The 22,551-nt window shown below is 64.2% G+C and carries 23 protein-coding genes; 6 read left to right on the top strand and 17 right to left on the bottom strand.

What is annotated here, in order from left to right; translation table 11 throughout:
* Positions 1–204 precede the first annotated feature (204 nt).
* Together Q1L59_RS06515 and Q1L59_RS06520 are read left to right on the top strand one after the other, a co-directional pair.
* Positions 205–1,287, top strand: a complete 1,083-nt coding sequence (locus Q1L59_RS06515) for a DUF2157 domain-containing protein (protein WP_300329716.1) — start codon at positions 205–207, stop codon at positions 1,285–1,287.
* Positions 1,284–2,186 (top strand): DUF4824 family protein, encoded by a 903-nt coding sequence (locus Q1L59_RS06520; protein ID WP_300329719.1) that lies wholly within the window; start codon positions 1,284–1,286, stop codon positions 2,184–2,186. The genes Q1L59_RS06515 and Q1L59_RS06520 overlap by 4 nt, the downstream gene beginning before the upstream one ends.
* On the opposite strand, the gene Q1L59_RS06525 is transcribed toward Q1L59_RS06520, so the two are convergent.
* The 5 genes from Q1L59_RS06525 to Q1L59_RS06545 all read right to left on the bottom strand — a co-directional run bounded on the left by Q1L59_RS06525 (position 2,183) and on the right by Q1L59_RS06545 (position 6,365).
* Positions 2,183–3,385: an ankyrin repeat domain-containing protein gene (locus Q1L59_RS06525; RefSeq protein ID WP_300329722.1), complete on the bottom strand. Its 1,203-nt coding sequence runs from the start codon at positions 3,383–3,385 to the stop codon at positions 2,183–2,185. The genes Q1L59_RS06520 and Q1L59_RS06525 overlap by 4 nt on opposite strands.
* A 38-nt stretch (positions 3,386–3,423) precedes the next feature.
* Positions 3,424–4,155, bottom strand: a complete 732-nt coding sequence (gene trmB, locus Q1L59_RS06530) for a tRNA (guanosine(46)-N7)-methyltransferase TrmB (protein WP_300329725.1) — start codon at positions 4,153–4,155, stop codon at positions 3,424–3,426.
* A 5-nt stretch (positions 4,156–4,160) separates the two neighbouring features.
* Positions 4,161–4,955 carry a thiazole synthase gene (locus tag Q1L59_RS06535; RefSeq protein ID WP_300329727.1) on the bottom strand — a complete coding sequence of 265 codons (795 nt, stop codon included), beginning with the start codon at positions 4,953–4,955 and terminating at the stop codon, positions 4,161–4,163.
* Positions 4,956–4,980: 25 nt separating this feature from the next.
* Positions 4,981–5,181, bottom strand: coding sequence for a sulfur carrier protein ThiS (gene thiS, locus Q1L59_RS06540; RefSeq protein WP_300329729.1), 201 nt, complete (start codon positions 5,179–5,181; stop codon positions 4,981–4,983).
* Positions 5,182–5,321: 140 nt separating this feature from the next.
* Positions 5,322–6,365 carry an Rpn family recombination-promoting nuclease/putative transposase gene (locus Q1L59_RS06545; RefSeq protein WP_300329731.1) on the bottom strand — a complete coding sequence of 348 codons (1,044 nt, stop codon included), beginning with the start codon at positions 6,363–6,365 and terminating at the stop codon, positions 5,322–5,324.
* 369 nt (positions 6,366–6,734) lie between these two features.
* Here Q1L59_RS06545 and nadB point away from each other — a divergent pair, with 369 nt between their 5' ends.
* Complete coding sequence (gene nadB / locus Q1L59_RS06550; RefSeq protein ID WP_300329734.1) at positions 6,735–8,330, top strand: L-aspartate oxidase; 1,596 nt, start codon at positions 6,735–6,737, stop codon at positions 8,328–8,330.
* Here the strand turns inward: nadB and Q1L59_RS06555 are convergent.
* The 9 genes from Q1L59_RS06555 to Q1L59_RS06595 all read right to left on the bottom strand — a co-directional run bounded on the left by Q1L59_RS06555 (position 8,290) and on the right by Q1L59_RS06595 (position 14,880).
* Positions 8,290–8,745: a protein YgfX gene (locus tag Q1L59_RS06555; RefSeq protein ID WP_300329737.1), complete on the bottom strand. Its 456-nt coding sequence runs from the start codon at positions 8,743–8,745 to the stop codon at positions 8,290–8,292. The genes nadB and Q1L59_RS06555 overlap by 41 nt on opposite strands.
* 17 nt (positions 8,746–8,762) lie before the next feature.
* A complete protein-coding gene (gene fabF, locus Q1L59_RS06560) occupies positions 8,763–10,001 on the bottom strand; it encodes a beta-ketoacyl-ACP synthase II (RefSeq protein WP_300329740.1) in 1,239 nt (412 codons plus the stop codon).
* 129 nt (positions 10,002–10,130) lie between these two features.
* The gene (gene acpP, locus Q1L59_RS06565) at positions 10,131–10,367 is read right to left on the bottom strand and encodes an acyl carrier protein (RefSeq protein WP_015766075.1); all 237 of its coding nucleotides are present in this window, start codon (positions 10,365–10,367) and stop codon (positions 10,131–10,133) included.
* Positions 10,368–10,488: 121 nt separating this feature from the next.
* On the bottom strand, positions 10,489–11,229 hold the full coding sequence (fabG, locus tag Q1L59_RS06570; RefSeq protein ID WP_300329743.1) for a 3-oxoacyl-ACP reductase FabG: 741 nt from the start codon (positions 11,227–11,229) through the stop codon (positions 10,489–10,491).
* Positions 11,230–11,235: 6 nt separating this feature from the next.
* Positions 11,236–12,177: an ACP S-malonyltransferase gene (gene fabD, locus Q1L59_RS06575; RefSeq protein WP_300329745.1), complete on the bottom strand. Its 942-nt coding sequence runs from the start codon at positions 12,175–12,177 to the stop codon at positions 11,236–11,238.
* Positions 12,178–12,188: 11 nt separating this feature from the next.
* The gene (locus Q1L59_RS06580) at positions 12,189–13,148 is read right to left on the bottom strand and encodes a beta-ketoacyl-ACP synthase III (RefSeq protein WP_300329748.1); all 960 of its coding nucleotides are present in this window, start codon (positions 13,146–13,148) and stop codon (positions 12,189–12,191) included.
* A gap of 1 nt (position 13,149) precedes the next feature.
* Positions 13,150–14,163, bottom strand: a complete 1,014-nt coding sequence (plsX, locus tag Q1L59_RS06585; RefSeq protein WP_300329751.1) for a phosphate acyltransferase PlsX — start codon at positions 14,161–14,163, stop codon at positions 13,150–13,152.
* 69 nt (positions 14,164–14,232) lie between these two features.
* Positions 14,233–14,412, bottom strand: a complete 180-nt coding sequence (rpmF, locus tag Q1L59_RS06590) for a 50S ribosomal protein L32 (protein ID WP_300329754.1) — start codon at positions 14,410–14,412, stop codon at positions 14,233–14,235.
* Positions 14,413–14,436: 24 nt separating this feature from the next.
* Complete coding sequence (locus Q1L59_RS06595) at positions 14,437–14,880, bottom strand: YceD family protein (RefSeq protein WP_300329756.1); 444 nt, start codon at positions 14,878–14,880, stop codon at positions 14,437–14,439.
* A 183-nt stretch (positions 14,881–15,063) separates the two neighbouring features.
* On the opposite strand from Q1L59_RS06595, the gene Q1L59_RS06600 reads away from it, so the two are divergent.
* Together Q1L59_RS06600 and Q1L59_RS06605 are read left to right on the top strand one after the other, a co-directional pair.
* Positions 15,064–15,648 (top strand): Maf family nucleotide pyrophosphatase, encoded by a 585-nt coding sequence (locus tag Q1L59_RS06600; protein WP_300329760.1) that lies wholly within the window; start codon positions 15,064–15,066, stop codon positions 15,646–15,648.
* Complete coding sequence (locus Q1L59_RS06605; RefSeq protein WP_300329762.1) at positions 15,632–16,396, top strand: SAM-dependent methyltransferase; 765 nt, start codon at positions 15,632–15,634, stop codon at positions 16,394–16,396. Before Q1L59_RS06600 ends, Q1L59_RS06605 begins: the two co-directional genes overlap by 17 nt.
* A gap of 23 nt (positions 16,397–16,419) precedes the next feature.
* Here the strand turns inward: Q1L59_RS06605 and Q1L59_RS06610 are convergent, their stop codons facing one another.
* The 3 genes from Q1L59_RS06610 to Q1L59_RS06620 form a co-directional block, all read right to left on the bottom strand.
* A complete protein-coding gene (locus Q1L59_RS06610) occupies positions 16,420–17,367 on the bottom strand; it encodes a S49 family peptidase (RefSeq protein WP_300329766.1) in 948 nt (315 codons plus the stop codon).
* Between the two features lie 206 nt (positions 17,368–17,573).
* A complete protein-coding gene (locus Q1L59_RS06615; RefSeq protein ID WP_300329769.1) occupies positions 17,574–18,230 on the bottom strand; it encodes an HAD-IA family hydrolase in 657 nt (218 codons plus the stop codon).
* Positions 18,220–19,212, bottom strand: a complete 993-nt coding sequence (locus Q1L59_RS06620; protein ID WP_300329772.1) for an RluA family pseudouridine synthase — start codon at positions 19,210–19,212, stop codon at positions 18,220–18,222. The genes Q1L59_RS06615 and Q1L59_RS06620 overlap by 11 nt, the downstream gene beginning before the upstream one ends.
* 412 nt (positions 19,213–19,624) lie before the next feature.
* Here Q1L59_RS06620 and Q1L59_RS06625 point away from each other — a divergent pair, with 412 nt between their 5' ends.
* A complete protein-coding gene (locus Q1L59_RS06625; RefSeq protein ID WP_300329774.1) occupies positions 19,625–22,507 on the top strand; it encodes an Rne/Rng family ribonuclease in 2,883 nt (960 codons plus the stop codon).
* Positions 22,508–22,551: the final 44 nt, after the last annotated feature.

A 22,551-nucleotide genomic window follows, 5' to 3' on the forward strand; every position in this document is an offset into this window, starting at 1 on the left:
CGTGAATACAGATCGGCGGGATGGCCGCCAGGCGAAACCCGCGGTCGACCGCCAAACCGAGAAGCAAGCGAATGCGCATGACGAGTACGCTCCACAGGTGAACCGATCGACCGCAGAAGATACACCCAGCGCCATGAAACGCGGCATAATGTTTTTGGGAAAATTTGCCGGGCGTGAGCAACACGGCCAAGCAGCGCTAGCCATATGAGATCTGCGACCTCCAATCTGCCGGACCGGCGCCTGGCGCAAGCGCACGCTGATCGTATTGCCGCCTGCCAGGACGAGCTGGCGCGCCTGCAGAGCGAGGGCGTGCTGGCGCTTGACAGCAGCCAGCAGCAGGCGATCGCCAGCCATCATGCCAAACTACTGGCGCGCTATGCGCGCGATTTCGATATCGACCCGACGCGGCGCGCCCAGCAACTATCACTCGGCATGCGCGTGGCATCCTTCCTGGGCGCGTTGGCGCTCGCCGCCAGCGTCTTTTTCCTGTTCTATCAGTTCTGGGGATACTTTCCCGAGGTCGCCCAGGCGAGCATTCTGGTGACCGCTGCGCTCGCTACCTTCTACTTGGCGAACTGGCTGCAACAGCGTGACGCGACAGGTTACTTCAGCAAGTTGGCAGCGCTCGTCGCCTTCACGTGTTTCGTCCTCAACCTCTCGATGCTGGGCAGCATTCTGAATATCACGCCGACCGAAAAGGCATTGCTGCCGTGGGCAGTGCTTGCCCTGGTCTTCGCCTATTCGGGCGAGCAGCGCCTGTTGCTGGTCACTGGAATTCTCTGCCTGATCGGCTTCGTTGCCGCCCGCGTTGGCACGTGGAGCGGAATCTACTGGTTGCATGCCGGCGAGCGGCCGGAGAACTTCTTCCCGGCTGCCGCGCTGCTCCTTGCCCTGGCGAAACTCGACTGGCAGCAGCGCTATCCGGGTTTTGCCGCAAGCTACCGCGTCTTCGGCCTCTTGACCGTCTTCATCCCGATTCTCGTGCTCAGCCATTGGGGGGACGGAAGCTATCTCGACCTGCCGCCTGATCTGATCGAAGGCGGCTATCAGGTGCTCGGCTTCGTCGGCAGCGCGCTGGCCGTCTACTTCGGCGTCCGGCGTGACTGGCCGGACACGGTAAACATCGGGACCACCTTCTTTGTCGTGTTCTTGTACACGAAGTTTTTCGACTGGTGGTGGGAAGCGATGCCAAAGTACTTGTTCTTTCTTGTTCTCGGGCTCATCGCGCTACTCATCCTGCTCGTCCTGAAGCGCGTGCGCCAGTCTACCTGTCGGGGAGCGCGATGAACCTGCCCAGCCAGCGGCGCTGGCTACTCGTCGGTCTCAGCCTGATCGTCCTGACCAATGCCGTCGTGCTGTCCGCTGCCGCGCTCAACCGCGCCGGCGAACCGGAAAGCAGCGTGCTCCTCAGCGAGCGCGAACTCGCCCTGCCCTACGCCACCGCCAGCCGGCGCAGCAACAGCGGACTGGCCCTACACCTCGAATGGCGCGTCGCAACTGACGGCGACACCATGCGCAACCTCGCCTACGCCCGCTACGAACGCCAACCCGACTGGCTCGACGAAACGCGCATGGCCGGTCTCGGCTTCGACACACGCAAGGGCGCAGCAACGCCGGAAGCGCGTCAGGCTTTCCTGCGCCAGTTATCGCGCCCAGCCCTGATCGTTTTCGAGCTCGCCGGTCCGGCTTGGCAGCGCGCGCTGCAGCAGGCGCGCGAAAACGCCAGCCGGCACGCTGCGGCGGCCGCGGCCAACCGCGGCAACCGTGAATTCGCCGAAAAAGCCAAGGCAGCGCGCGATTTCGTCGTGCAGGAGGAGGCAGAAAGCACGCGACTGTTCGCGATCGACGCGGGAAGCGACACCGCGACACTGCGCGAGCGCTACCCCCAGCGCGACCGTTTCCTGATCCTGCGCGGCACCGTGCGACCGGCCGAGCGCCTGCGGAACGGCCAATGGGCATTGGCCGGCCAGCTGAGCGCGATCGCGATCCAGGAAATCCACGTGCCGTACGCACAACGGGGCGTGCTCGACGCGCTGCGCAGCGAGCCGCAGGAAAAGCCGGACAGGTCAGTTCCGCGCTACGAAGTGCAACTCGCCGTCGGTCAACGCCTCGAACCGTGGATCGAGCGCGTTGCGCTCCTACCGAGTGACGCGCCAAGAGCGGGACCGTCCCGCAGTTCCAACTAACGCGGCAGCGCGTCTACTGCCCGATAAAGCTGCTCCCTGAGTGCTTCGCTCGATTTCCCTTGTGCCTCGGCAAGACGTATCTGCCTGAGGAGATCGGCGACCGTGACCTGCGGGCTGAGACGCGGCGCACCTCCTGCCCTACCCGCCGCTCCCGCCGGAGCCGCTGCCTTGACCGTGGTGAGCGGCGGGCCCTGGCGCCCGCCGCCGACCGGGCGTGGCGAAAGCCGCTCGTCGACGATCAACTGCGCGCGCTCGCCACCCGGCTGGCCGCGCCGCGCAGTGATCAGCATGGCACGTGGTGCGCTCGCGCGCGCCGCTGGCCGCAGTGCCGACGCGCCCGTATTGCGCCAGGCGCTGACCGTCGCCAGCAGCTTCTTGCGCAGTTCACCGCTCGGCCGACCGGCCGCCTCGGCGTTGCGAATCTGTTCCAGAATCTGATCGATTTCGCCTGGCGCGGCCAGCGAGCGGCTTGCTTCGCCGAAACCCTCCGGCGGCGACCTGACAGCAATGGCGAACTCCTCCGGTGAACTGATCATTTTCGCCAGGCGATAATGCCCGTAGCGCATCGCCATGGTCAGCGCCGAGTCGCCCCAGTCGCTCTCCAGGCGGCTGTCTGCCCCGGCTTCGAGCAGGCGTCGAGCGAGTTCATCGCGCCCTTCGCGCGCCGCCATCATCAGCGGCGTCGAACCGTTCGGCGCGCGCGCGTTGACCTTGGCGCCACGTGCCAGGAGGTCGTCGACGATGTGCTGATGACCATTGAACACCGCGTAGTGCAATGCGCTCCACTCGTTGCCCGAGCGATCGAGCGGCGCACCGTGCGCCAGCAACCAGTCGACGGCTGCCTGATGCCCGTTCCAGGCGGCAAGCTGCAGCGCCTGCTCGCCGTTGCGATTGCTGCGCCGCACATCGGCGCCCCGTTCGACGAACAAGGCGAGCATCTCAATCCGGCCGTACCAGGCGGCAACCAGTAGGCCGCTACCGATCTGTGCCGCCTCGAACTCCGGATCCAGTCCATCGTCGAGCCAACGCTCGACGGTGCGCCGGTCGCCTCGCTCGACTGCCAAGCCAAAAGTCACCGGATCGGGCGCCGCTGCCTGCGTCCCTGCCACCAGGATCAGCCAGAAGCACGCCGCCCACAGCCAGCCCGCAACCCAACGCGGCCGCCTGGCCCGACGCACCAAGGTCCACGGTTCACCCATGAAGATATCCGTCCCTCTGCCAAGTGCCGCCGGGATGCTCAGGCGTCGCTGTCCGGCGTGCCGCGCGCTGCGCTTCGGCGCAGGAAGATCAGGTCCCGCACACCGTGTCCCAGGCGCTGGCCACGCTGCTCGAAGCGCGTGCTCGGACGGTCTGGCGGGCGCGGTGCGAAATCGGCCGCCGCGTTCTCCAGTTGAGGCTCGGCCGAGAGCACCGCCAGCATCTGCTGCGCATACTCTTCCCAGTCGGTCGCGCAGTGCACGTAGCCGCCGACCTGCAGACGGCTGGCAAGCAAGGCGACGAAAGGTGGCTGCAACAGACGGCGCTTGTGGTGCCGCTTCTTCGGCCACGGGTCGGGAAAGAAGATGTGAACACCAGCAAGCGACCCCGGCGCGATCATCTCGCGCATCACCTCGAGCGCATCGTGCTGGACAATGCGAAGATTCTGCAGCTCGTTCTCGGCAATCAACTTGCACAGGCTGCCGACACCCGGCGTATGGACCTCGACGCCGAGATAGTCGTTTTCGGGGTGGCGCCCAGCAATCAGCGCCGAGGTCTCGCCCATGCCGAAACCGATCTCAAGCACACGCGGCGCCCGACGGCCGAACAGCCGGTCGAAATCAATTGCCGCTGCACGATAGGGAACGCCGACCTTGGCCATCATTTCGTCGTAGTAGCGGCGCTGCGCGTTTGACACGCGGCCCTGCCGGCGAACGAAGCTTCGTATGTGCTCGTTGCGGCCTGCCGTGCCGCGCGTTGCCTCTTCCCGCATGCGGACTACGAGCCGATCAGCCCACCGGTCGGCGAGGAGGGATCGGCCGAGTAGTACTTGCGCGGCATGCGACCGGCAAGAAAGGCTTCGCGCCCAGCTTCGACCGCCTTCTTCATCGCAGCAGCCATCATGACCGGGTTACCGGCATGGGCGATGGCGGTATTCATCAATACCCCATCACACCCGAGTTCCATCGCAATCGCCGCATCGGAAGCCGTCCCGACACCGGCATCAACGAGCACCGGAACTTTCGCCTGGTCGATGATCAAACGCAGATTCCACGGGTTGACGATGCCCATCCCGGAGCCGATCAACGACGCGAGCGGCATCACCGCGACACAACCGATCTCTTCGAGCATCTTCGCCTGAATCGGATCGTCGGAGCAGTAGACCATCACCTGGAAACCTTCCGTGACAAGTGTTCGCGCTGCAGCAAGCGTCTCCGGCATGTTCGGAAAGAGGCTGTGCGGGTCGCCGAGAACCTCCAGCTTGCACAGCGCATGCCCATCCAGCAGCTCACGTGCCAGACGCAGCGTACGTACCGCATCACTCGCCGTGTAGCAGCCTGCCGTGTTCGGCAGAATGGTGAATTGCGTCGGCGGTAGCACATCGAGCAGGTTCGGCTGGTCGGCGTTCTGGCCGATGTTTGTCCGCCGAATGGCAACCGTGACGATCTGTGCGCCGGAGGCGTCAATCGCCGCCCGGGTTTCGGCGAAGTCCTTATACTTGCCGGTACCGACCAACAGGCGTGAGCGGTAAGTGGTACCGGCGACGGTCAGGCTATGAACAGAATCTGGCATGCGTGCCTATCGTTTGCGTGGTGGCTCAACCGCCGCCGACAGCGACGACGATCTCGATTTGGTCGCCGTCACTCAGCACCGTTTCGGCATGACGCCCGCGCGCGACGATCACACCGTTACGCTCGACGGCGATTCGCTTGCCAGTGTGGTCTAGCGCCTCGACGAGTTCGGCGACCGTCAGCGCGGCAGGGAAATGGCGGCGTTCGCCGTTGATCAGAAGTTGCATGGTGGAAGGATTCTACCATGCTGAGCAGCAGTGCTCTCAGCCTTGCGCAGCGCGGCGCGCGCGGTGGGATCGATCCGCCGCGCCATCCGCCGTCCCGACGCCCTCGAAAGCCGTCGCTGGATCGCCCGCCAAGCGGCCAATCAGTGGCTCGCCTCGCCGAATACCGCGGCCAGCGTCGGCGCATCAAGCACGGCCTCCGCCCAGACTTGCAACTCATCCTCGCTCGCTTGCGCCAGCCGCTCGCCTACCCACTCGGGCAGTACCCCGAAACGCCGGCTCAACTGCTTGGCCAGCAGGCGGACCTCACCCTCGTGACGGCCCTCCACGCGACCTTCCTCGCGACCTTCCTCGCGACCTTCCTCGCGACCTTCCGTCATGCCTCGCTGAAACCCGGTCTGCAGTCCGCGCCGGGTTGCTTCCTCAAACCATGCTTCGATACGTTCGGCAAGCATGCTGTCGGCCTCCATCAAATCACTGATTGCGTCAATCTCGTTTGCCATCGCCGAGAGTGTCGACGAAGCGCTCTTGCGGTGCAACAGTTGCTTGATCCAGGCGACAAACGTGTGACGCATCGCTTGCTGCTCGGGATCGCGCAGGAGCATGTCGAGCGCCTGGATGACGCGCCGCAAGTCGTCCGGCGTGCGCCCGTGCTCGAGCCGGAAAAGTGCTTCGACTGCGTTGCGCACACTCGTTGCCGGATGCAGCCGCAGACGCGCTTCGTCGATCAGATGATAGGTGAAACGCGGCTGATAGTCAGCCAGGCTAGGCGGTGACGAGGCAAAGAGATCACTCACATTGGTCGGCGCACGCCATGCCGGCAGGCCGTTGTAGAGAACGACCGGCAGGATTGGCGGCAGTTTTCCGTCGGCCAGCTCGCCCCGCCTGACCAGATCCTGCGCCAGCAGTCCAGCATAGACCAACATGCGCAAAGCCATCCAGCGGTCGGGTTCGGACTGGAACTCGAGCACCAGGTAGACCCACAACCAACGGTCGCGCAGACGCAGGCGCCAGACCATGTCGTCGTGGCGCTCCTTCTCGTTCTCGGCAACGTAACTCGCGCTGATCCGTTCGAGCGTCGACAAGTCAGCTTCCGCCAGCCACTCACCCGGCACCCAGTCGCGCAACAGATCGCGCACCATCGCCGGGTGGGCAAAAAGCAACTTGTAGCCGGTATCGTGCGTCATCGAGTCATTGTAACCCGTGAAACAGGCAATAGCGGGAACAGGCCAGGCAGCACCTCAAGCGGCCGTCACGCCAGGGGCAGCGGCTGATTACCGTCGGCAGTTGCCAGCAGAGCGCGACGTGTCATCAATGGACAAACGCGCCTCCTGACGAGCGCTAATCGCCGGGATCACGGATGCGCTTTTCCCGAGATGGACAGGGCGAACATGGCTACCTTGGACATTGGCAGCAATGAGCGAGTCGCGCGGCGTCAACCGAAGCTGCTGGCCGGAAGACAAACGTCATTCGAGCGGCAAGCGCCTCTGCCCCCGCCTTACCACCTTGCTACACGCATGCTATAGTGGCGGCCCTTGGCAGGCGGGTCCTTCACCATGGCTCTTTGTTTCGACGTCCTCATCATAGGCAGCGGTCTGGCGGGTCAAGCCGCCGCGCTCCGACTGGCGCGCACGCACAGCGTAGCGCTGATCAGCAAGCGCACCGTCGAGGACAGTGCATCGAGCTGGGCACAGGGCGGGATCGCCGCCGTGCTCGACAACCGCGATTCGATCGAAGCGCACATTCGGGACACCATCGCGGCGGGTGCCCACCTCAATGATGCACGTGCGACGCGCTTCGTCATCGAAAATGGTCGTCGTGCCGTCGAGTGGCTGATTGAACAAGGCGTCCCCTTCACCCGCCACGAGGCGGGCTACCACCTGACACGCGAGGGCGGACACAGCGCCCGGCGGGTTATCCACGTCGCCGACACTACCGGCCTGGCAGTGCAGAATACGCTGACCGGGCAACTTCGCCAGCAATCCAGGATCACCGTCCTCGAGCACCACATCGCCATCGACCTGATCACCGGCGGCAAACTCGGCTTGAGCGTAGACCGCTGCTACGGCGCCTACGTACTCGACAGCCGCAGTGGCGAGGTCTTGACGATCGGCGCGCGCCACACGCTGATCGCCACTGGCGGAGCCGGCAAGGTCTATCTCTACACGACGAACCCCGATACCTCGACCGGGGACGGCATCGCAATGGCATGGCGTGCCGGCTGCCGGGTCGCGAACATGGAATTCATCCAGTTCCACCCGACCTGCCTGTACCACCCGCAAGCAAAATCCTTCCTGATCTCGGAAGCAGTACGCGGCGAGGGCGGCTTGCTGCTACTGCCGGATGGCAGCCGCTTCATGCCCTGGCACGACGAACGAGCCGAGTTGGCACCGCGCGATGTGGTCGCACGCGCGATCGACTTCGAAATGAAGAAGCGCGGTCTCGACTGTGTCTACCTCGACATCTCGCACAAGCCGGCCGCCTTCCTGAGCGAGCATTTCCCGAATATCCTGGCACGTTGTCTCGAGCTTGGTATCGACATCACTCGGCAGCCGATACCCGTCGTCCCGGCAGCGCATTACACCTGCGGTGGGGTGATGACCGACTTGCGCGCACGCACCGAAATCGCCGGCCTGTACGTCGCCGGGGAAGCCTCATGCACCGGCTTGCACGGGGCAAACCGGCTGGCCAGCAATTCCCTCCTCGAATGCCTGGTCTTCGCCGAGGCAGCGGCGAAGGACATCGTCGAACAGCCCGCCGGCGAGCTACCCGAGTTGCCGGCGTGGGACGCCAGTCGGGTCAGTGATCCGGACGAAGAGATCGTCATCTCGCACAACTGGGACGAACTGCGCCGCTTCATGTGGGACTATGTCGGCATCGTTCGTACGACCAAACGCCTGCAGCGCGCGAAGAACCGGATTCGCCTGCTCGTCCGCGAAATCGACGACTTTTACTCGCACTTCCGCGTCAGTCACGACCTGATCGAGTTGCGCAACCTCGTCGTTACTGCCGACCTGATCATCCGCTGCGCGCTCAAACGCCGCGAGAGCCGCGGTCTGCATTTCAGCCGCAACTACCCGGAAAGCGATGCACGAGCGCGTAATACCGTGCTCAAGCGACCGCGGCCGACCGCCCTGAGGCGCCCGCGCTGACCCGCCACCGTAGCCAGAGGCGTAGCAGCCGGAATTGCTCGCGGCGCATGCTGTCTGCCGCCAGCGCGAGGCTGTAACGCTCGCCGGCCGCCTCTGCTTCGTCTGCCGACGCACGCAGGACAACAAGCTGAGCGAAAACCGCCGTGCCTGGGTGCACGGCGCAACACTGCCGACTACCGTCGGCGAACGACAATGCGAGGTCGCCACGCTCGCCCAAATGAAGCGCAACAACCGGCGACCGGCGGCTAGAGCGCCACAAGGAAAAGGCGGCGAGGCTGACCACCAGCATGCGCGCCGCCAACGGCCAGGGAAGCAGCAGGAGTGAGCCACCTGCGGCGACTGCATGTAGCGTAACGAGGACGACCAGCATCAAACGCGAGCGACACAGCTCGATATGGATCGGGAACGCCAGCATGCGCCCGTTTCGTTCTTCTATATCCGTCGAAAAGCGACGGTCGCGTTGGTCCCGCCAAAGCCGAAGGAATTTGAAATCGCCGCCTCGATCTTCATTTCGCGCGCAACGTTGGCGCAATAGTCAAGATCGCACGACTCGTCCTGATTGAAAATGTTGATCGTTGGCGGCGAAACCTGATGGTAAATCGCCAGCACGGTAAACAGCGCCTCGACACCGCCGGCCGCACCGAGCAGGTGACCCGTCATCGACTTCGTCGAGTTGATGACCAGGTTTCTCGCCTGGTCGCCGAAAGCGCGTTTGACCGCGATCGTTTCCGCCTTGTCGCCCAGGGGGGTCGATGTGCCGTGCGCATTGACGTACTGCACGTCTTGCGGAGCGAGTCCCGCATCGTGCAGCGCATTGCGCATGCAGCGCGCCGCTCCTGCACCGTCCTCGCTCGGCGCGGTCATGTGAAACGCGTCGGAGCTCATGCCGAAACCGGCCAGTTCGCAGTAGATACGCGCACCGCGCGCTTTGGCGTGCTCGTACTCTTCGAGCACGACGACGCCAGCGCCCTCGCCAAGGACGAAACCATCACGGTCCCGATCCCACGGGCGGCTGGCCGTTGCCGGGTCGTCGTTGCGCGTCGATAGCGCGCGCGGCGCGCAGAAGCCCCCGAGGCCGAGTTTCGAGACGCAGCCCTCGGCGCCGCCGGCAATCATGATGTCGGCGTCGCCATGGCTGATCAGGCGGCCGGCGTCACCTATGCTATGCGTTCCCGTCGCACAAGCGCTGACCAGAGAGAGGTTGGGCCCCTTGTAACCGTACATGATCGATAGGTTGCCCGAGATCATGTTGATGATCGAACCGGGCACGAAGAAGGGGGAGATCTTGCGCACCCCCCCGGCGGCAAAATCGTCGCAGGTGCTTTCGATCATCGGCAGTCCGCCGATACCCGAACCGATCGAAAGACCTATTCGCTCGGCATTGGGCGGACCGACTTCCAGGCCAGCGTCGCGAATCGCCTGAATACCCGCGGCCATACCATAATGGATGAAAACATCCATCCGGCGCGCTTCTTTCGGTGACAAATAGGTCCCGATCTCGAAACCCTTCACTTCGCCCGCGATCTGCACCGGAAAGGACGACGCATCGAACCGGGTAATCCGACCGATTCCGGAGCGTCCGGCCAAAACGTTTTGCCAGGCCTCCTCGACCGTATTGCCAACCGGTGAGACGATGCCCAAACCGGTGACGACCACTCTTCGACTTGCCACCTTGTGCTCCAAAGGCTAAGGAGATTCGGAAATGAGATCTGCTGTGCACCGCCTGCCGAGCGTCGGATCATGGTTCTGGGGGAGAACCGCCGGCAGCACCCGTCGGCAGTACGTGTGCGCGTTATCGCCCTATTTCTTGTGAGCCAGAACGTAGTCGATCGCTTGCTGGACCGTGGTGATCTTCTCGGCTTCGTCATCTGGAATCTCGCACTCGAACTCCTCTTCCAGAGCCATCACCAATTCGACCGTATCCAGCGAGTCGGCGCCCAGGTCGTCGACGAACGACGACTCGTTCTTGATGTCTGCTTCATTGACACCAAGCTGTTCAGCGACGATCTTCTTGACACGCTGCTCGATATTTTCCATCAAAGTGCTCCTTCCCACGGTTCGGGTGTAAAAGAAAAGTGCGCCATTCTAACAAAATGACCGGAAGTTGCCAGTCGGCACGGCGCCCGAGCCAACCGTCCGGCTTCGCCTGCCGGCGGTTTCAGCTCATGAACATACCGCCATTGACATGAATCGTCGTGCCGGTAACGTAACTCGCTCCCTGCGAAGCCAGGAAGGCCACCGCCGACGCCACGTCCTCCGGTAAACCAAGGCGGCCAAGCGGTATGCTGCCCAGGGCTGCGGCCCTTTGCGTCTCGTCGAGCGCACGTGTCATGTCGGTATCGATCAGACCGGGCGCAACGCAATTGACGGTAATGTTGCGACTGCCCAGCTCACGCGCCAACGCGCGGCTCATTCCCGCGACGCCCGCCTTGGCGGCGCAGTAATTGGCCTGTCCGCCATTGCCGATGTGTCCGACCACTGAAGTCACGTTGATGATGCGGCCGTACCGCGCCTTCATCATGCCGCGCATCACCGCCCGCGACAGCGAGAAGACAGCCTTGAGATCGGTATCCAGCACCGTATCCCATTCTTCGTCCTTCATGCGCAAGGCCAGGTTGTCGCGCGTGATGCCGGCGTTGTTGACCAGGATCGATACGGCACCCCAGGCTTTCTGAATCTGGCCAACCAGTGCTTCGACGCGCAGCGCATCGCGCACCTCGAGCAGCTGACCTTCGCCGCGACAGCCGGCAGCCGCCAGATATTCGGAGATCGCTGCCGCGCCCTCCGCGCTGGTCGCAGTGCCAACGACCGCTGCACCAAGGCGACCCAACTCGAGCGCGATCGCCCGACCGATACCACGTGATGCACCCGTGACGAGGGCTGTTTGTCCGCTCAGCATGACGGCTTACTCCAAGTTGGCGACGGCCGCTTCAATCGTCGCCAGGTCGGCCAGCCCGACGCTCTGCAGCGTCTCGACGCAGCGTTTGCTCAGGCCGGTGAGCACCTTGCCCGGCCCACACTCGGCAACGCTGCCGACACCCATCGCGGCGATCGCCCGAATCGTTTCGACCCAGCGCACGGGCGAGTACGCCTGGCGAATCAAAGCATCCTTTATCCGCTGCGGGTCCGACTCGACCGCCACGTCTACGTTATTGACGACCGGTATCCGCGGTACCGCGAAGTCCAGTTCGGCCAGGCGAGCAGCCAGCTTGTCGGCCGCCGGTCGAATCAGCGAGGAGTGGAAAGGCGCTGAAACCGGCAGAAGCAAGGCGCGCTTGGCGCCGCGCGCCTTGCAGGCTGCACAGGCGCGCTCGACCGCCGCCTTGCTGCCAGCGATTACCGTCTGCCCCGGCCCGTTGAAATTGACCGCTTCGACGACGGCATCGCCACCCAGCTCGGCAATCGCCTCGGCACATGCTTCGCCGATCTTGTCGTCGTCGAGCCCAAGAATCGCCGCCATCGCACCCGCCCCGACGGGCACCGCATCCTGCATCGCGGCAGCGCGCAGGCGAACCAGTTGCACCGCATCGGGAAAAGCAAGGGCACCCGCGGCGACGAGCGCTGAATACTCACCGAGACTATGCCCGGCAACGACCGCCGGCAACCGCCCCCCTTTGTCCAGCCACAGCCGATAAGCCGCAATCCCAGCCGTCAGCATCACCGGCTGCGTGTTCACGGTATGCGCCAGGGCCTCGGTCGGGCCATCGGCTACCAGTTGCCACAGATCCTGGGCGAGCGCCGCCGACGCCTCGTCGAAGGTCGAGCGGACGACCGGCGAATCACCATAGGCCGCCATCATGCCTACCGATTGCGACCCCTGGCCGGGGAAAACGAATGCGAAAGTCATGCTTTGTCCTGTCAAAAATCGAGGAGCACAGCGCCCCAGGTGAATCCACCGCCGACGCCTTCAAGCATGATTCTCTGCCCGCTACGTATGCGTCCGGCGCGCACCGCTTCGTCGAGTGCCAGCGGCACCGAGGCCGCCGACGTATTGCCATGCCGGTCGACGCTGATGACCACCTTGTCGAGCGGAATTCTCATCTTCCGAGCCGTCGCTTCGAGAATACGAATGTTCGCCTGATGTGGAATCAGCCAGTCGATCGTCGACGGCGAAACCTCGGCGATCCGACAACACTCGTCGGCAGCCTCGGCCAGAACGCGCACGGCGAACTTGAAGACCGCTTGCCCATCCATGCGCAGAAAAGGATCGCCGGTCACCACGCCCTTGCAGACGCTGCCCGGTACGGAGAGGATCGCATGGTGCGCGCCGTCGGCATGCAGCGTACTCGCCAGAATGCCCGGTTTGTCGCTTGCTTCGAGGACGACGGCTCCAGCCCCATCGCCGAAGAGAACGCAGGTCGTCCGGTCGGACCAGTCGAGAATGTGCGAGAAGACTTCTGCCCCAACCACCAACGCACGGCGATGGCTACCCGAACGGATGAACTTGTCGGCCACCGTCAGCGCATAGACGAACCCGCTGCACACGGCCTGCACATCAAAAGCGGTTGCGCCCTGATTGCCCAGTTTGGCCTGCAGCAGACAGGCCGTACTGGGAAAAATGAAATCCGGCGTCGAAGTGGCGACGATGATCAGATCGACATCGACCGCCGCGCAGCCAGCGGCAGCCAATGCCTGGCGGCTGGCGTGCAGCGCGAGATCGCTTGAAGTCTCGCCGTTCTCAGCCAGATGACGGAATCTGATCCCGGTCCGGCTGGCGATCCACTCGTCGCTGGTGTCGATGCCGCGACGCGCCAGCTCGTCATTGCCGATCGGCGGGCCAGGCAGATAGCTGCCGATACCAGTAATCTGCGAGTACATGTCAAGCGGTCTCCTGAATCGGCTGTTGCGCGGCTATGCGCTCACTGATCCGCGCCAGCAATCCGCTTCTCGCTTCCTCGGCAGCCCGCCGCAGGGCGTAGCCAAAGGCAAATGCATCGGCCGAGCCATGGCTCTTGACGACGATTCCGCGCAGGCCGAGCAGGCTGGCGCCATTGTAACGCCGGTGATCGACGCGGCTCTTGAACCGCTTGACGACCGGCAGCGCAACCAGTGCCGTCAAGCGGCTAAACAGATTACGCTTGAACTCCTCGCGCAGGAAGGTGGCGAGCACTTGCGCCAGCCCCTCCGAGGTCTTCAGCGCCACGTTGCCGACGAAGCCGTCACAGACGATGACATCGGCCTCGCCCTTGTATACGCCGTCACCTTCTACGTTGCCGACGAAATTCAGCCCGGAACTCGCGAGCAGTTCGGCGGCCCGCTTGACCACATCGTTCCCCTTGATTTCTTCCTCGCCGATGTTCAGGATGCCGACGCTCGGCCGGTCGCGGTGCTCGACGGCAGCGACCAGCGAGGCGCCCATGATGCCGAACTGCAATAGATGATCCGGGCTGCAGTCGACGTTGGCGCCGAGGTCCAGCAAGTGGGTATGCCCGGTGAGCGTTGGCAGCGCAGCGCAGATCGCCGGTCGATCGATTCCCGGCAGCATCTTCAGGACAAAGCGCGAGATCGCCATCAGCGCACCGGTATTGCCCGCCGAAACGCAGGCGTCTGCCTCGCCCTGCTTGACCAGATCCACCGCCACGCGCATCGAGCAGTCCTTCTTCGTGCGCAAGGCGAGCGACGGCGACTCGTCCATCGCGACCACTTCGCTCGCATGCCGGACGCTCACGCGCTCGTCGCTGCATTCACCGAGCAGGGGCCGGATGTCTGCCTGACGGCCAACGAGGATCACGCGAACATCGGCGTCGGTGCGCACCAGCTCGAGCGCCGCTGGCACGGTGACCTGAGGTCCGTGGTCCCCGCCCATACAGTCGATCGCAACTCTAATGCTCATCAGCCGGCAGACAAAACAAAAGGCAGGCAAACCACCGCTACCGGAAGTTGCCTGCCTGGTCAGGAAGACTCACTCGGCACTGCCCTTGAGCACCTTCTTACCGCGATAGAAACCGCTCGGGCTGATATGGTGGCGCAGATGAACCTCGCCGTTGCTTGGATCGACCGCCAGCGGCAAGCTGTTCAGCGAATCGTGCGAGCGATGCATGCCGCGCTTTGAGGGGGACTTCTTGTTCTGTTGAACAGCCATGACAAACTCCTGAGATCAAACTCGTCAAGCCTGGCGACGGGTGGCCGCCAGGACTGAAAATGGTGACACCTTGCCGGATGCCGCGTCACTGCCGGCCGGCAGCCGACAACTGTCGTGCCGCGGAACCGTCGGCAACGCAAGAAGAATTTCGTCCTCGATCAATTCCACGACATCCAGCTCTTTCTGATTGGGCAGGAAGTCCCGTGAATCATCCTCCAGTTCCTCCTGCGTCAGATCATGCTCGTCATCGACGAATTCGAGCAGACTGTGCAGGTCGAGAGGATAGTCCAGAGCCTCCAGGCAGCGCTGACAGCATAAGGACAAGCTGCCTCCGATGGCGAGCGATAACTGGCTACGCCCATCGCACCCGACATCGCCCTCAACATGATAGATCAGCGTGCCGCTGCTTTCGGTCAGCGCGTCGTGCAGTCGGGTCAACGACGAAACCGCGAGGTCGCCGTCCAGCACCCCCCTCTCCCGTCCAAAAGCCAGAGTGTCAATCAGTACTCGTCGCGACATAAGGCGCGCATGATATTATTTTCGGCTTTTGAAGTCAAAGCGCCTGCTGCGCACCGACCACTTCCGCGTCGTTGTCCGCTACGTCACCGCTGCCCCCTTCCTCTTTCCCCATGCTGCCCGGCCAAGCGTCCGATGCCCACCCGTCCTATCGTTCTTGCCTCAAGCTCACCGTATCGGCGGGAACTGCTCGGCCGTCTCGGTCTACCCTTCGTCATCGCCAACCCGGCCATCGACGAAACGCCGCTCGCCGACGAAGCACCTGCGGCCACCGCCTTGCGGCTGGCCGAGGCGAAAGCGCGAGCGGTGACAGGCGACCACCCAACCGCCTTGATCATCGGGAGCGATCAGGTTGCCTGCCTGGCTGGCAGGGTTTTCGGCAAACCTGGCACCCACCAGGCGGCAGTCGAGCAACTGCGCGCGCTGCGCGGGCGCAGCGTCAGTTTCATTACCGCCCTTTGTCTGCTCGACGCGCCGACCGGCCGCGCGCAGACGCGCAGCGTGACCACGCTGGTGACCTTCCGCGCCCTGTCTGACGACGAGATCGCGCGCTATCTGCAGCGCGAGCAAGCCTACAACTGCGCTGGCAGCGCGAAATCGGAAGGCTTGGGCATCGCCTTGCTCGAACGAATCGAGGGCGACGATCCGAATGCCTTGATCGGACTGCCGCTGATCGCACTCTGCGAGCTGCTGCGCAACGAGCGTGTCAGCATCCTCTGAGCCGGCTTCTGACGTCCCGCTGGTCAGGCAGGACGCGCAGAATCGCGGCAGGCTGTATCTGATCCCGGTGCCGCTCGGCTCGCCGCTGGGCGTCACTGCGCTGCCGCCAGCGACGCTCGCCTGCGCCCGCCGACTGACCCATTTCGTCGCTGAAAGCGCGCGCAGCGCACGCGCCTTCCTGAAGATTCTGCCGAGTGACGCCCCGCTGCAACAGATCGCAATCAGTCAGCTCGACGAGCACACGCCGGCCACGCTGCTCCCCGAGTTGCTCGCGCCTCTGCTCGCCGGTCACGATGTAGGTCTGCTTTCGGAGAGCGGCTGCCCGGCAGTTGCCGACCCGGGCGCGGCGCTCGTCGCCCTGGCGCATCGCGAGGGAATCCAGGTGGTTCCGCTGGTCGGCCCGTCGTCCATCCTCCTCGCCCTGATGGCTTGCGGACTGGACGGCCAGCGCTTCGCTTTCCATGGCTACCTGCCGAGCAGCCGGAACGAGCGTGAACAACGACTGCGCGAACTGGAAAAGGAATCGCGCCAACGTCGCCAGACACAGGTCTTCATCGAAACGCCGTACCGCAATCAACAGCTTCTTGCCTCGCTGCTCGCTGTCTGCGCGCAAGCGACGCGCGTTTGCGTGGCGAGCGATCTGACGCTGGCGAGCGAGGAGATCACGACGCGCCAAGTCGCCGAGTGGCAGAAGCACGCCCTGCCCGCGATCAATCGCCGCCCGACAGTCTTCCTTCTGCTCGCCTGAGCGACCCCGCCAATACCGGCAAGCTAGCGCAGCACGAAGCGATCATTGCCGAACAGAGCGCCAAGGCCAGCACCTTCTGCGCGCAGGCGTTTGGCAAAGCGTTCGGCAATATTCTCCTTGATCGTGAAATCGACCACCCTTTCCGCCTTGATGATGTCACGCGCAACCGAGCCGACCGTGCCAAAGCCGTCGGCCAGTCCGAGCTGGATGCTCTGGCTCCCGGTCCACATCAAGCCGCTGAACATGTCAGGTGTCTCCTTCAGGCGCTGGCCGCGCCCGCGCCGCACGACCTCGATGAACTGCTGGTGGATTTCGCGCAGGAGTACCCGCGCGTGCTCCTTCTGCTTCACGTCCTGCGGCGAGAATGGGTCGAGAAAGCCCTTGTTCTCGCCAGCGGTCAGCAGGCGACGCTCGACGCCCAACTTGTCCATTGCACTGGTGAAACCAAAGCCGTCCATCAACACACCAATCGAGCCGACGATGCTCGCCTTATCGACGAAGATCTGGTCGGCGGCCACGGCGATGTAATAGCCACCGGAAGCGCACAGGTCTTCGACCACGACATGCAGCGGAATCTGCGGATGCTTGGTGCGCAGGCGGCGAATCTCGTCGTGCACGATCCCGGCCTGTACCGGGCTGCCGCCCGGCGTGTTGACGCGCAGGATGACGCCGGCAGTTCCCTTGTCGGCAAACGCCGAGCGCAGGGCTTCACCGATGCTCTGCGCGCTGCCTTCACCACTGCTCTCAATCGTGCCATGCACATGGATCACCGCCGTGTGCCGACCATCACCGAGTTGCTCGGAGGCCCCCCAGTCGACCAGCATCAGGAGAACGGCAACCAGATAGGCGAGCCCGGCAAGCTTGAAGAAAATGCCCCAGCGGCGCTTCGCCCGCTGCTCCTGCAGCGAGGCGAAGGCGATTTTCTCCAACAATTGTCGTTCCCATCCGGGTTCGTTCTCAGGCGTATTCAAGGCATCTGCTCGCTTCTCGATAGAGTTGATGGCACCATGCTTGGCGCGCAGTAGCTGCGGCCGCGCTCACGCCGCGTGACGCTTCGCCGCACGCTCCCGTTGTACTGCCCGGGAAAATCGAAGCATCGCGCTGCAGGCGATCTGCGCCACGATCAAAGCACATCGCGCGGGCGGAGTATAGCCCGGAACCGTCGTAAAATGAACGCTCAGGCGTTGTCCCTGAGCCATTTTGCCAGTTCGCCGATCGCCTGCAGGCGCGCCAGAGGGGCCAGCGCGTCGAGCGCCGCGGCCGGGTGCGCGCCATAGCCGGCCGCCAGCGCGGCAACTCCCGCGTTACGTGCCATCTGCAGATCGTGGGTCGTGTCGCCGATCATCAGCGTGCGCTCAGCACCGACCGCGAGTTCGTCCATCAGTTCACACAGCATCTGCGGATGCGGTTTGGAGAAACACTCGTCGGCACAGCGCGAAGCGTGGAAGCACTGACCGATCCCGCTGTGCGCGAACGCCCGCTGCAACCCCAGCCGGCTCTTGCCGGTCGCCACCGCGAGCAGGAAACCCGCTTCGGCAAGTTCGCCAATCAACTCCGGCACTCCGTCGAACAGGTGCAGTTCGTGGTCGTGCGCGAGATAATGATGGCGATAGCGATCAACCAGTTGCGGATAACGTTCTGCCGGCAAGTCGGGCAAGGCGTACTGCAGCGCATCGCTCAAACCGAGGCCGATCACATGACGGGCGCGCTCTTCCGGCGGAACCGGCAGCCCCAAGTCGCGACACGCCGCCTGAATCGCCCGCACGATGGCCCCCGCCGAGTCGAGCAGCGTGCCATCCCAGTCGAAGACCAGGAGATCGAATCTAGCGCCCATTGGCCAGACTTTCGGGCGTCGCCAGGCGCTCGACGAAGCGCGTCAGTGCTTCCGGCAGCGGCGCCTGCACGACCATCCGGCGGCCATCGACCGGATGAGGGAAACGCATCTGCCAGGCGTGCAGGAACATGCGCTTCAGCCCTTCGCGCGCCAGTGCGTGATTCGCGGTGTAATCGCCGTACTTCTCGTCGCCGGCCACCGGAAAACCGAGATGCGCGAGATGAACCCGAATCTGGTGCGTACGGCCTGTGCGCAATTCCGCTTCGAGCAGACTGAAGCGCTCCCAGCGGGCAAGCAGGCGAAACACGGTATGTGCAGCCCGCCCATCGTCGGCAACGCGCACGCGTCGCTCGCCAGAGCTGAGCAGATACTTCAGCAGAGGCAGGCGAACATGCCGCAGCGGCTCCGACCAACGCCCGCAGACGAGCACCTGGTAACGCTTGTCGGCCGCGCCGACGGCGCCCGCCTGCCCGCCCTCGCGGAACATCTGGTGCAGGGCAAGCAGGGCCGAGCGCTTCTTGCCGAGCAACAAAATGCCCGAGGTCTCACGGTCGAGCCGGTGCGCCAGCTCAAGAAAGCGCGCCTGCGGGCGTTGCCGACGCAGCGCTTCGATCACCCCGAAACTCTCGCCGCTGCCCCCGTGCACGGCGATGCCGGCGGGCTTGTCGACGATCAGCAGCGCCTCGTCCTCGTACAGGACGGGCAGATGCACCTTCAGTTCGGCACCAGCAATCGCTGCCTGTTCGCCGTTGGCGCTGGCCACGCGCATCGGCGGAATGCGCAGCACGTCGCCGATCTGCAGACGGTAGGCGGCATCCGCCCGCCGTCCGTTGACCCTTACCTGTCCGCTGCGTACGACGGTATACACGTGACTCTTGGGAACGCCCTTGCACTTCTTGAACAAGAGATTGTCGAGTCGCTGGCCGCCCTCATTCTCGGTAATCAGTGTATGAATCACCGAGTTTTTGCTAATTTCGGTCATTTTGAATATACTTCACGCGATTTGCGTTCAGGGTTGAAAGAGGCGCTGACCCGTGAGACCGTCGAGCATCGCCGATTTGATTCTATAGGAATTGCGACGCACTTTGCGGCTGGCCTCAGCCGCCTCGCTTGCGCTGACCTTGCGCAAGGCTGCCCAACGCCGATCACCTGGTTAAGTACGCTCACCACGAAGTAGCGTTACCCCTTGTACTGCACGCGCCTAGCACCCACCGAGCGACCCCGACAGATGGGCCAGTTGTCGACTGGCACGGCCTGACCGGCCACTCAGTCGACGAAATATCCCGATCGCTTGCACTACCGGAAACGCCCCCCATGCATCCCGCCGACAACTAGTTCGTTGCTGCCTGCCCAAGGTATTTCCCCCGTGATTACGCGCGTGGGAGCCAAAACCCATGAAACGCATGCTTTTTAACGCAACACAGGCCGAGGAACTGCGTGTTGCCATTGTCGACGGTCAGAAGCTGATTGACCTCGACATTGAATCGGCCGCCAAGGAACAGAAGAAGAGCAACATTTATAAAGCGGTCATCACCCGGATCGAGCCCAGCCTGGAGGCCGCGTTCGTCGATTACGGTTCGGAGCGGCACGGCTTTCTCCCCTTCAAGGAGATCTCGCGCGCCTTTTTCCAGGCCGGCGTCGATAGCGGACGGGCAACGATCAAGGAAGCACTGCGCGAAGGCCAGGAACTGATCGTCCAGGTCGACAAGGACGAACGCGGCACGAAAGGCGCCGCCTTGACGACCTTCGTCAGCCTGGCCGGACGCTATCTCGTGCTGATGCCGAACAACCCGCGCGGCGGCGGCGTCTCGCGCCGGGTCGAGGGTAGCGAGCGCACCGAACTGCGCGAGGTGATGGATCAGCTTCAGGTCCCGCCCGGAATGAGCCTGATTGCGCGCACGGCGGCGATCGGCCGCAACGCCGAAGAACTGCAGTGGGACCTGAACTACCTGCTGCAACTCTGGAAGGCCATCGAATCGGCGGCCGGACAACAAAAGGGCGCCTTTCTCATCTACCAGGAGGGCAGCCTGGTCATTCGAGCAATCCGCGACTACTTTCAGCCGGACATCGGAGAAATCCTGATCGACACCGACGAGGTCTTCGAACAGGCGCAGCAGTTCATGGCGCATGTCATGCCGGCAACGGTGAACCGGGTCAAACGCTATCGCGATGATGTACCGCTCTTCTCGCGCTTTCAGATCGAACACCAGATCGAATCGGCCTACTCGCGCCAGGTCACCTTGCCCTCGGGTGGCGCGATTGTTCTCGATCACACCGAAGCGCTGGTCTCGATCGACGTCAACTCGGGGCGCGCAACGCGCGGTGCGGACATCGAGGAGACCGCCTTGCGCACCAACCTCGAAGCCGCCGAAGAAGTGGCCCGCCAGTTGCGCCTGCGAGACCTTGGCGGCCTGATCATCATCGACTTCATCGACATGGAGAACCAGCGCAACCAGCGCGAGGTGGAGAACCGCGTGCGCGATGCGCTGCGTTTCGATCGCGCTCGCGTGCAGACCGGCAAGATCAGCCGCTTTGGTCTGCTCGAGCTCTCCCGCCAGCGCCTGCGACCAGCGCTCGCCGAAACCAGCTACATCCCCTGCCCGCGCTGCTCGGGAACCGGCCATATCCGGAGCACCGAGTCGGCCGCGCTGCACATCCTGCGCATCCTCGAAGAGGAAGCGATGAAGGACAGCACGGCAGCGGTGCACGCGCAGGTCCCGATCGACGTCGCAACCTTTCTGTTGAACGAGAAGCGCAGCGAGGTGCAGGCCGTCGAGCAGCGGCACAAGGTGAGCATTCTGTTGATCCCCAATATGCACCTGGAGACGCCGCAGCATTCGGTGAGCCGCATCCGACACGACGAAACCGGTCAGGAAGAGCTTCAGCAGCCGTCGTACCGGATGGTCGGCACACCGGCCGAGGAGAGCGGCAAGGAAGGAACAAGCACGGCGGACAGCCGCGCGCCGCGCGCAGAAGCCGCAATCAAGGGGGTCACGGCCGCGCAACCTGCCCCGATCGTCGCCGAGCCTGCCGAGCCGCGTAGTGAGAAACCGCCAACTGCGGCCGGCCGCTTCCTCAGCCGGGTCCTTTCCTGGTTCCGCCACAAAGCTGAGCCGGCGGCGCCCAGCGAGCAACCGGAAGCGCGCCCGCAGCGCGTCGCCGCAGCGCGTAGCCAGACGCGCGAGGCTGCCCGTGGTGAGAATCCTCGTTCCACCCGTCGTGAGGACAGCCGCGAACCCGGTGAAGCTGCCCGCAACGCGCGCGAGGCTGGGCCGATGATGAACAGCAGCACGCGCAGCGAGGCGGGCAAACCGCGCGAAGCACGTGACACCCGCGAGGTGCGCGAAACGCGTGAACCCCGCGAGCCGCGCCCAGCACGTCGCCAGCGCGGCGAGCGGCGCGACCCGGCGGCGGCGCCCGCTGGCAACGAGAACAAGAGCGAAAGCGTAGCGGCAACACTCCCGGCAGTGCCACGCACACCGGTCGCGGCGAACGAAACCGGCGTCGACGAGACCGCCAACGGAACGCGTCGGCGCGGTCGGCGCGGCGGCCGACGCGAGCGCGGCGAGCCCGCCGAAGGCCAGCTTGATCTGCTCAACGGTACCGCTGGCGCCGCCGATGGGGCGATCAGAAGCGCACCGAGCAACCGCCAGCGGCCGGCTGATGCAGGTCCACCGGCTGAGGCGACATCGGTCGCCGCCGAGTCAGCCGGACAAGCGCGGCGCAACGTGCCGGAATCGGCGCCGCGGGCGGTCGAGCACCATCAGGCCAAGGCGCTTGTCGTCGATGCGATGGCCGGCGGCACCGCACTGCTGCCCGTCAGTGCGCGCGAGGTGGGTGGCGTGACCCATCCACCCGATCGCCCGCCAGCGGCAGACGGCGAAGCGCCCGCACCGCCCGCCATTGCCACGGCGAACGGCGTGCCGGCGAGCGCGCCCAACAGGACGGATGCGTTGGCACAGGTTCCCGCAGCTCCGCCGGAGGACCGGCCTGCGCCGACGCAGCAAACGCTCCAGCAGCGCGTCCTGCAGACCAAGGCGGCCGACGCCACCGGCGAGGTAGCCGAAGCAGTGAGCACAGTGCCTGTTCAGAACCTGCGCGAAACGATACGCGAAACGGCGGCGAGCAGCGGACTGATCATGGTTGAAACCAGCCCGCAGAAGCTTTCGCCGCTGCCGCCCGCCGTTGCGGCGAGCGCGCCGCGACCTCCCCGCCGGCAGCGTGTGCCGGTGGAGAGCTCCGACGAGCCGCTGGTGATGGTCGAAACGCAGAAATGAGGCGCGCCCGCCTGCACGACGGTCGGCTGCGGCCTGACGCGTGT

The organism is Accumulibacter sp. (genome assembly GCF_029255125.1).
GTDB lineage: Bacteria > Pseudomonadota > Gammaproteobacteria > Burkholderiales > Rhodocyclaceae > Accumulibacter.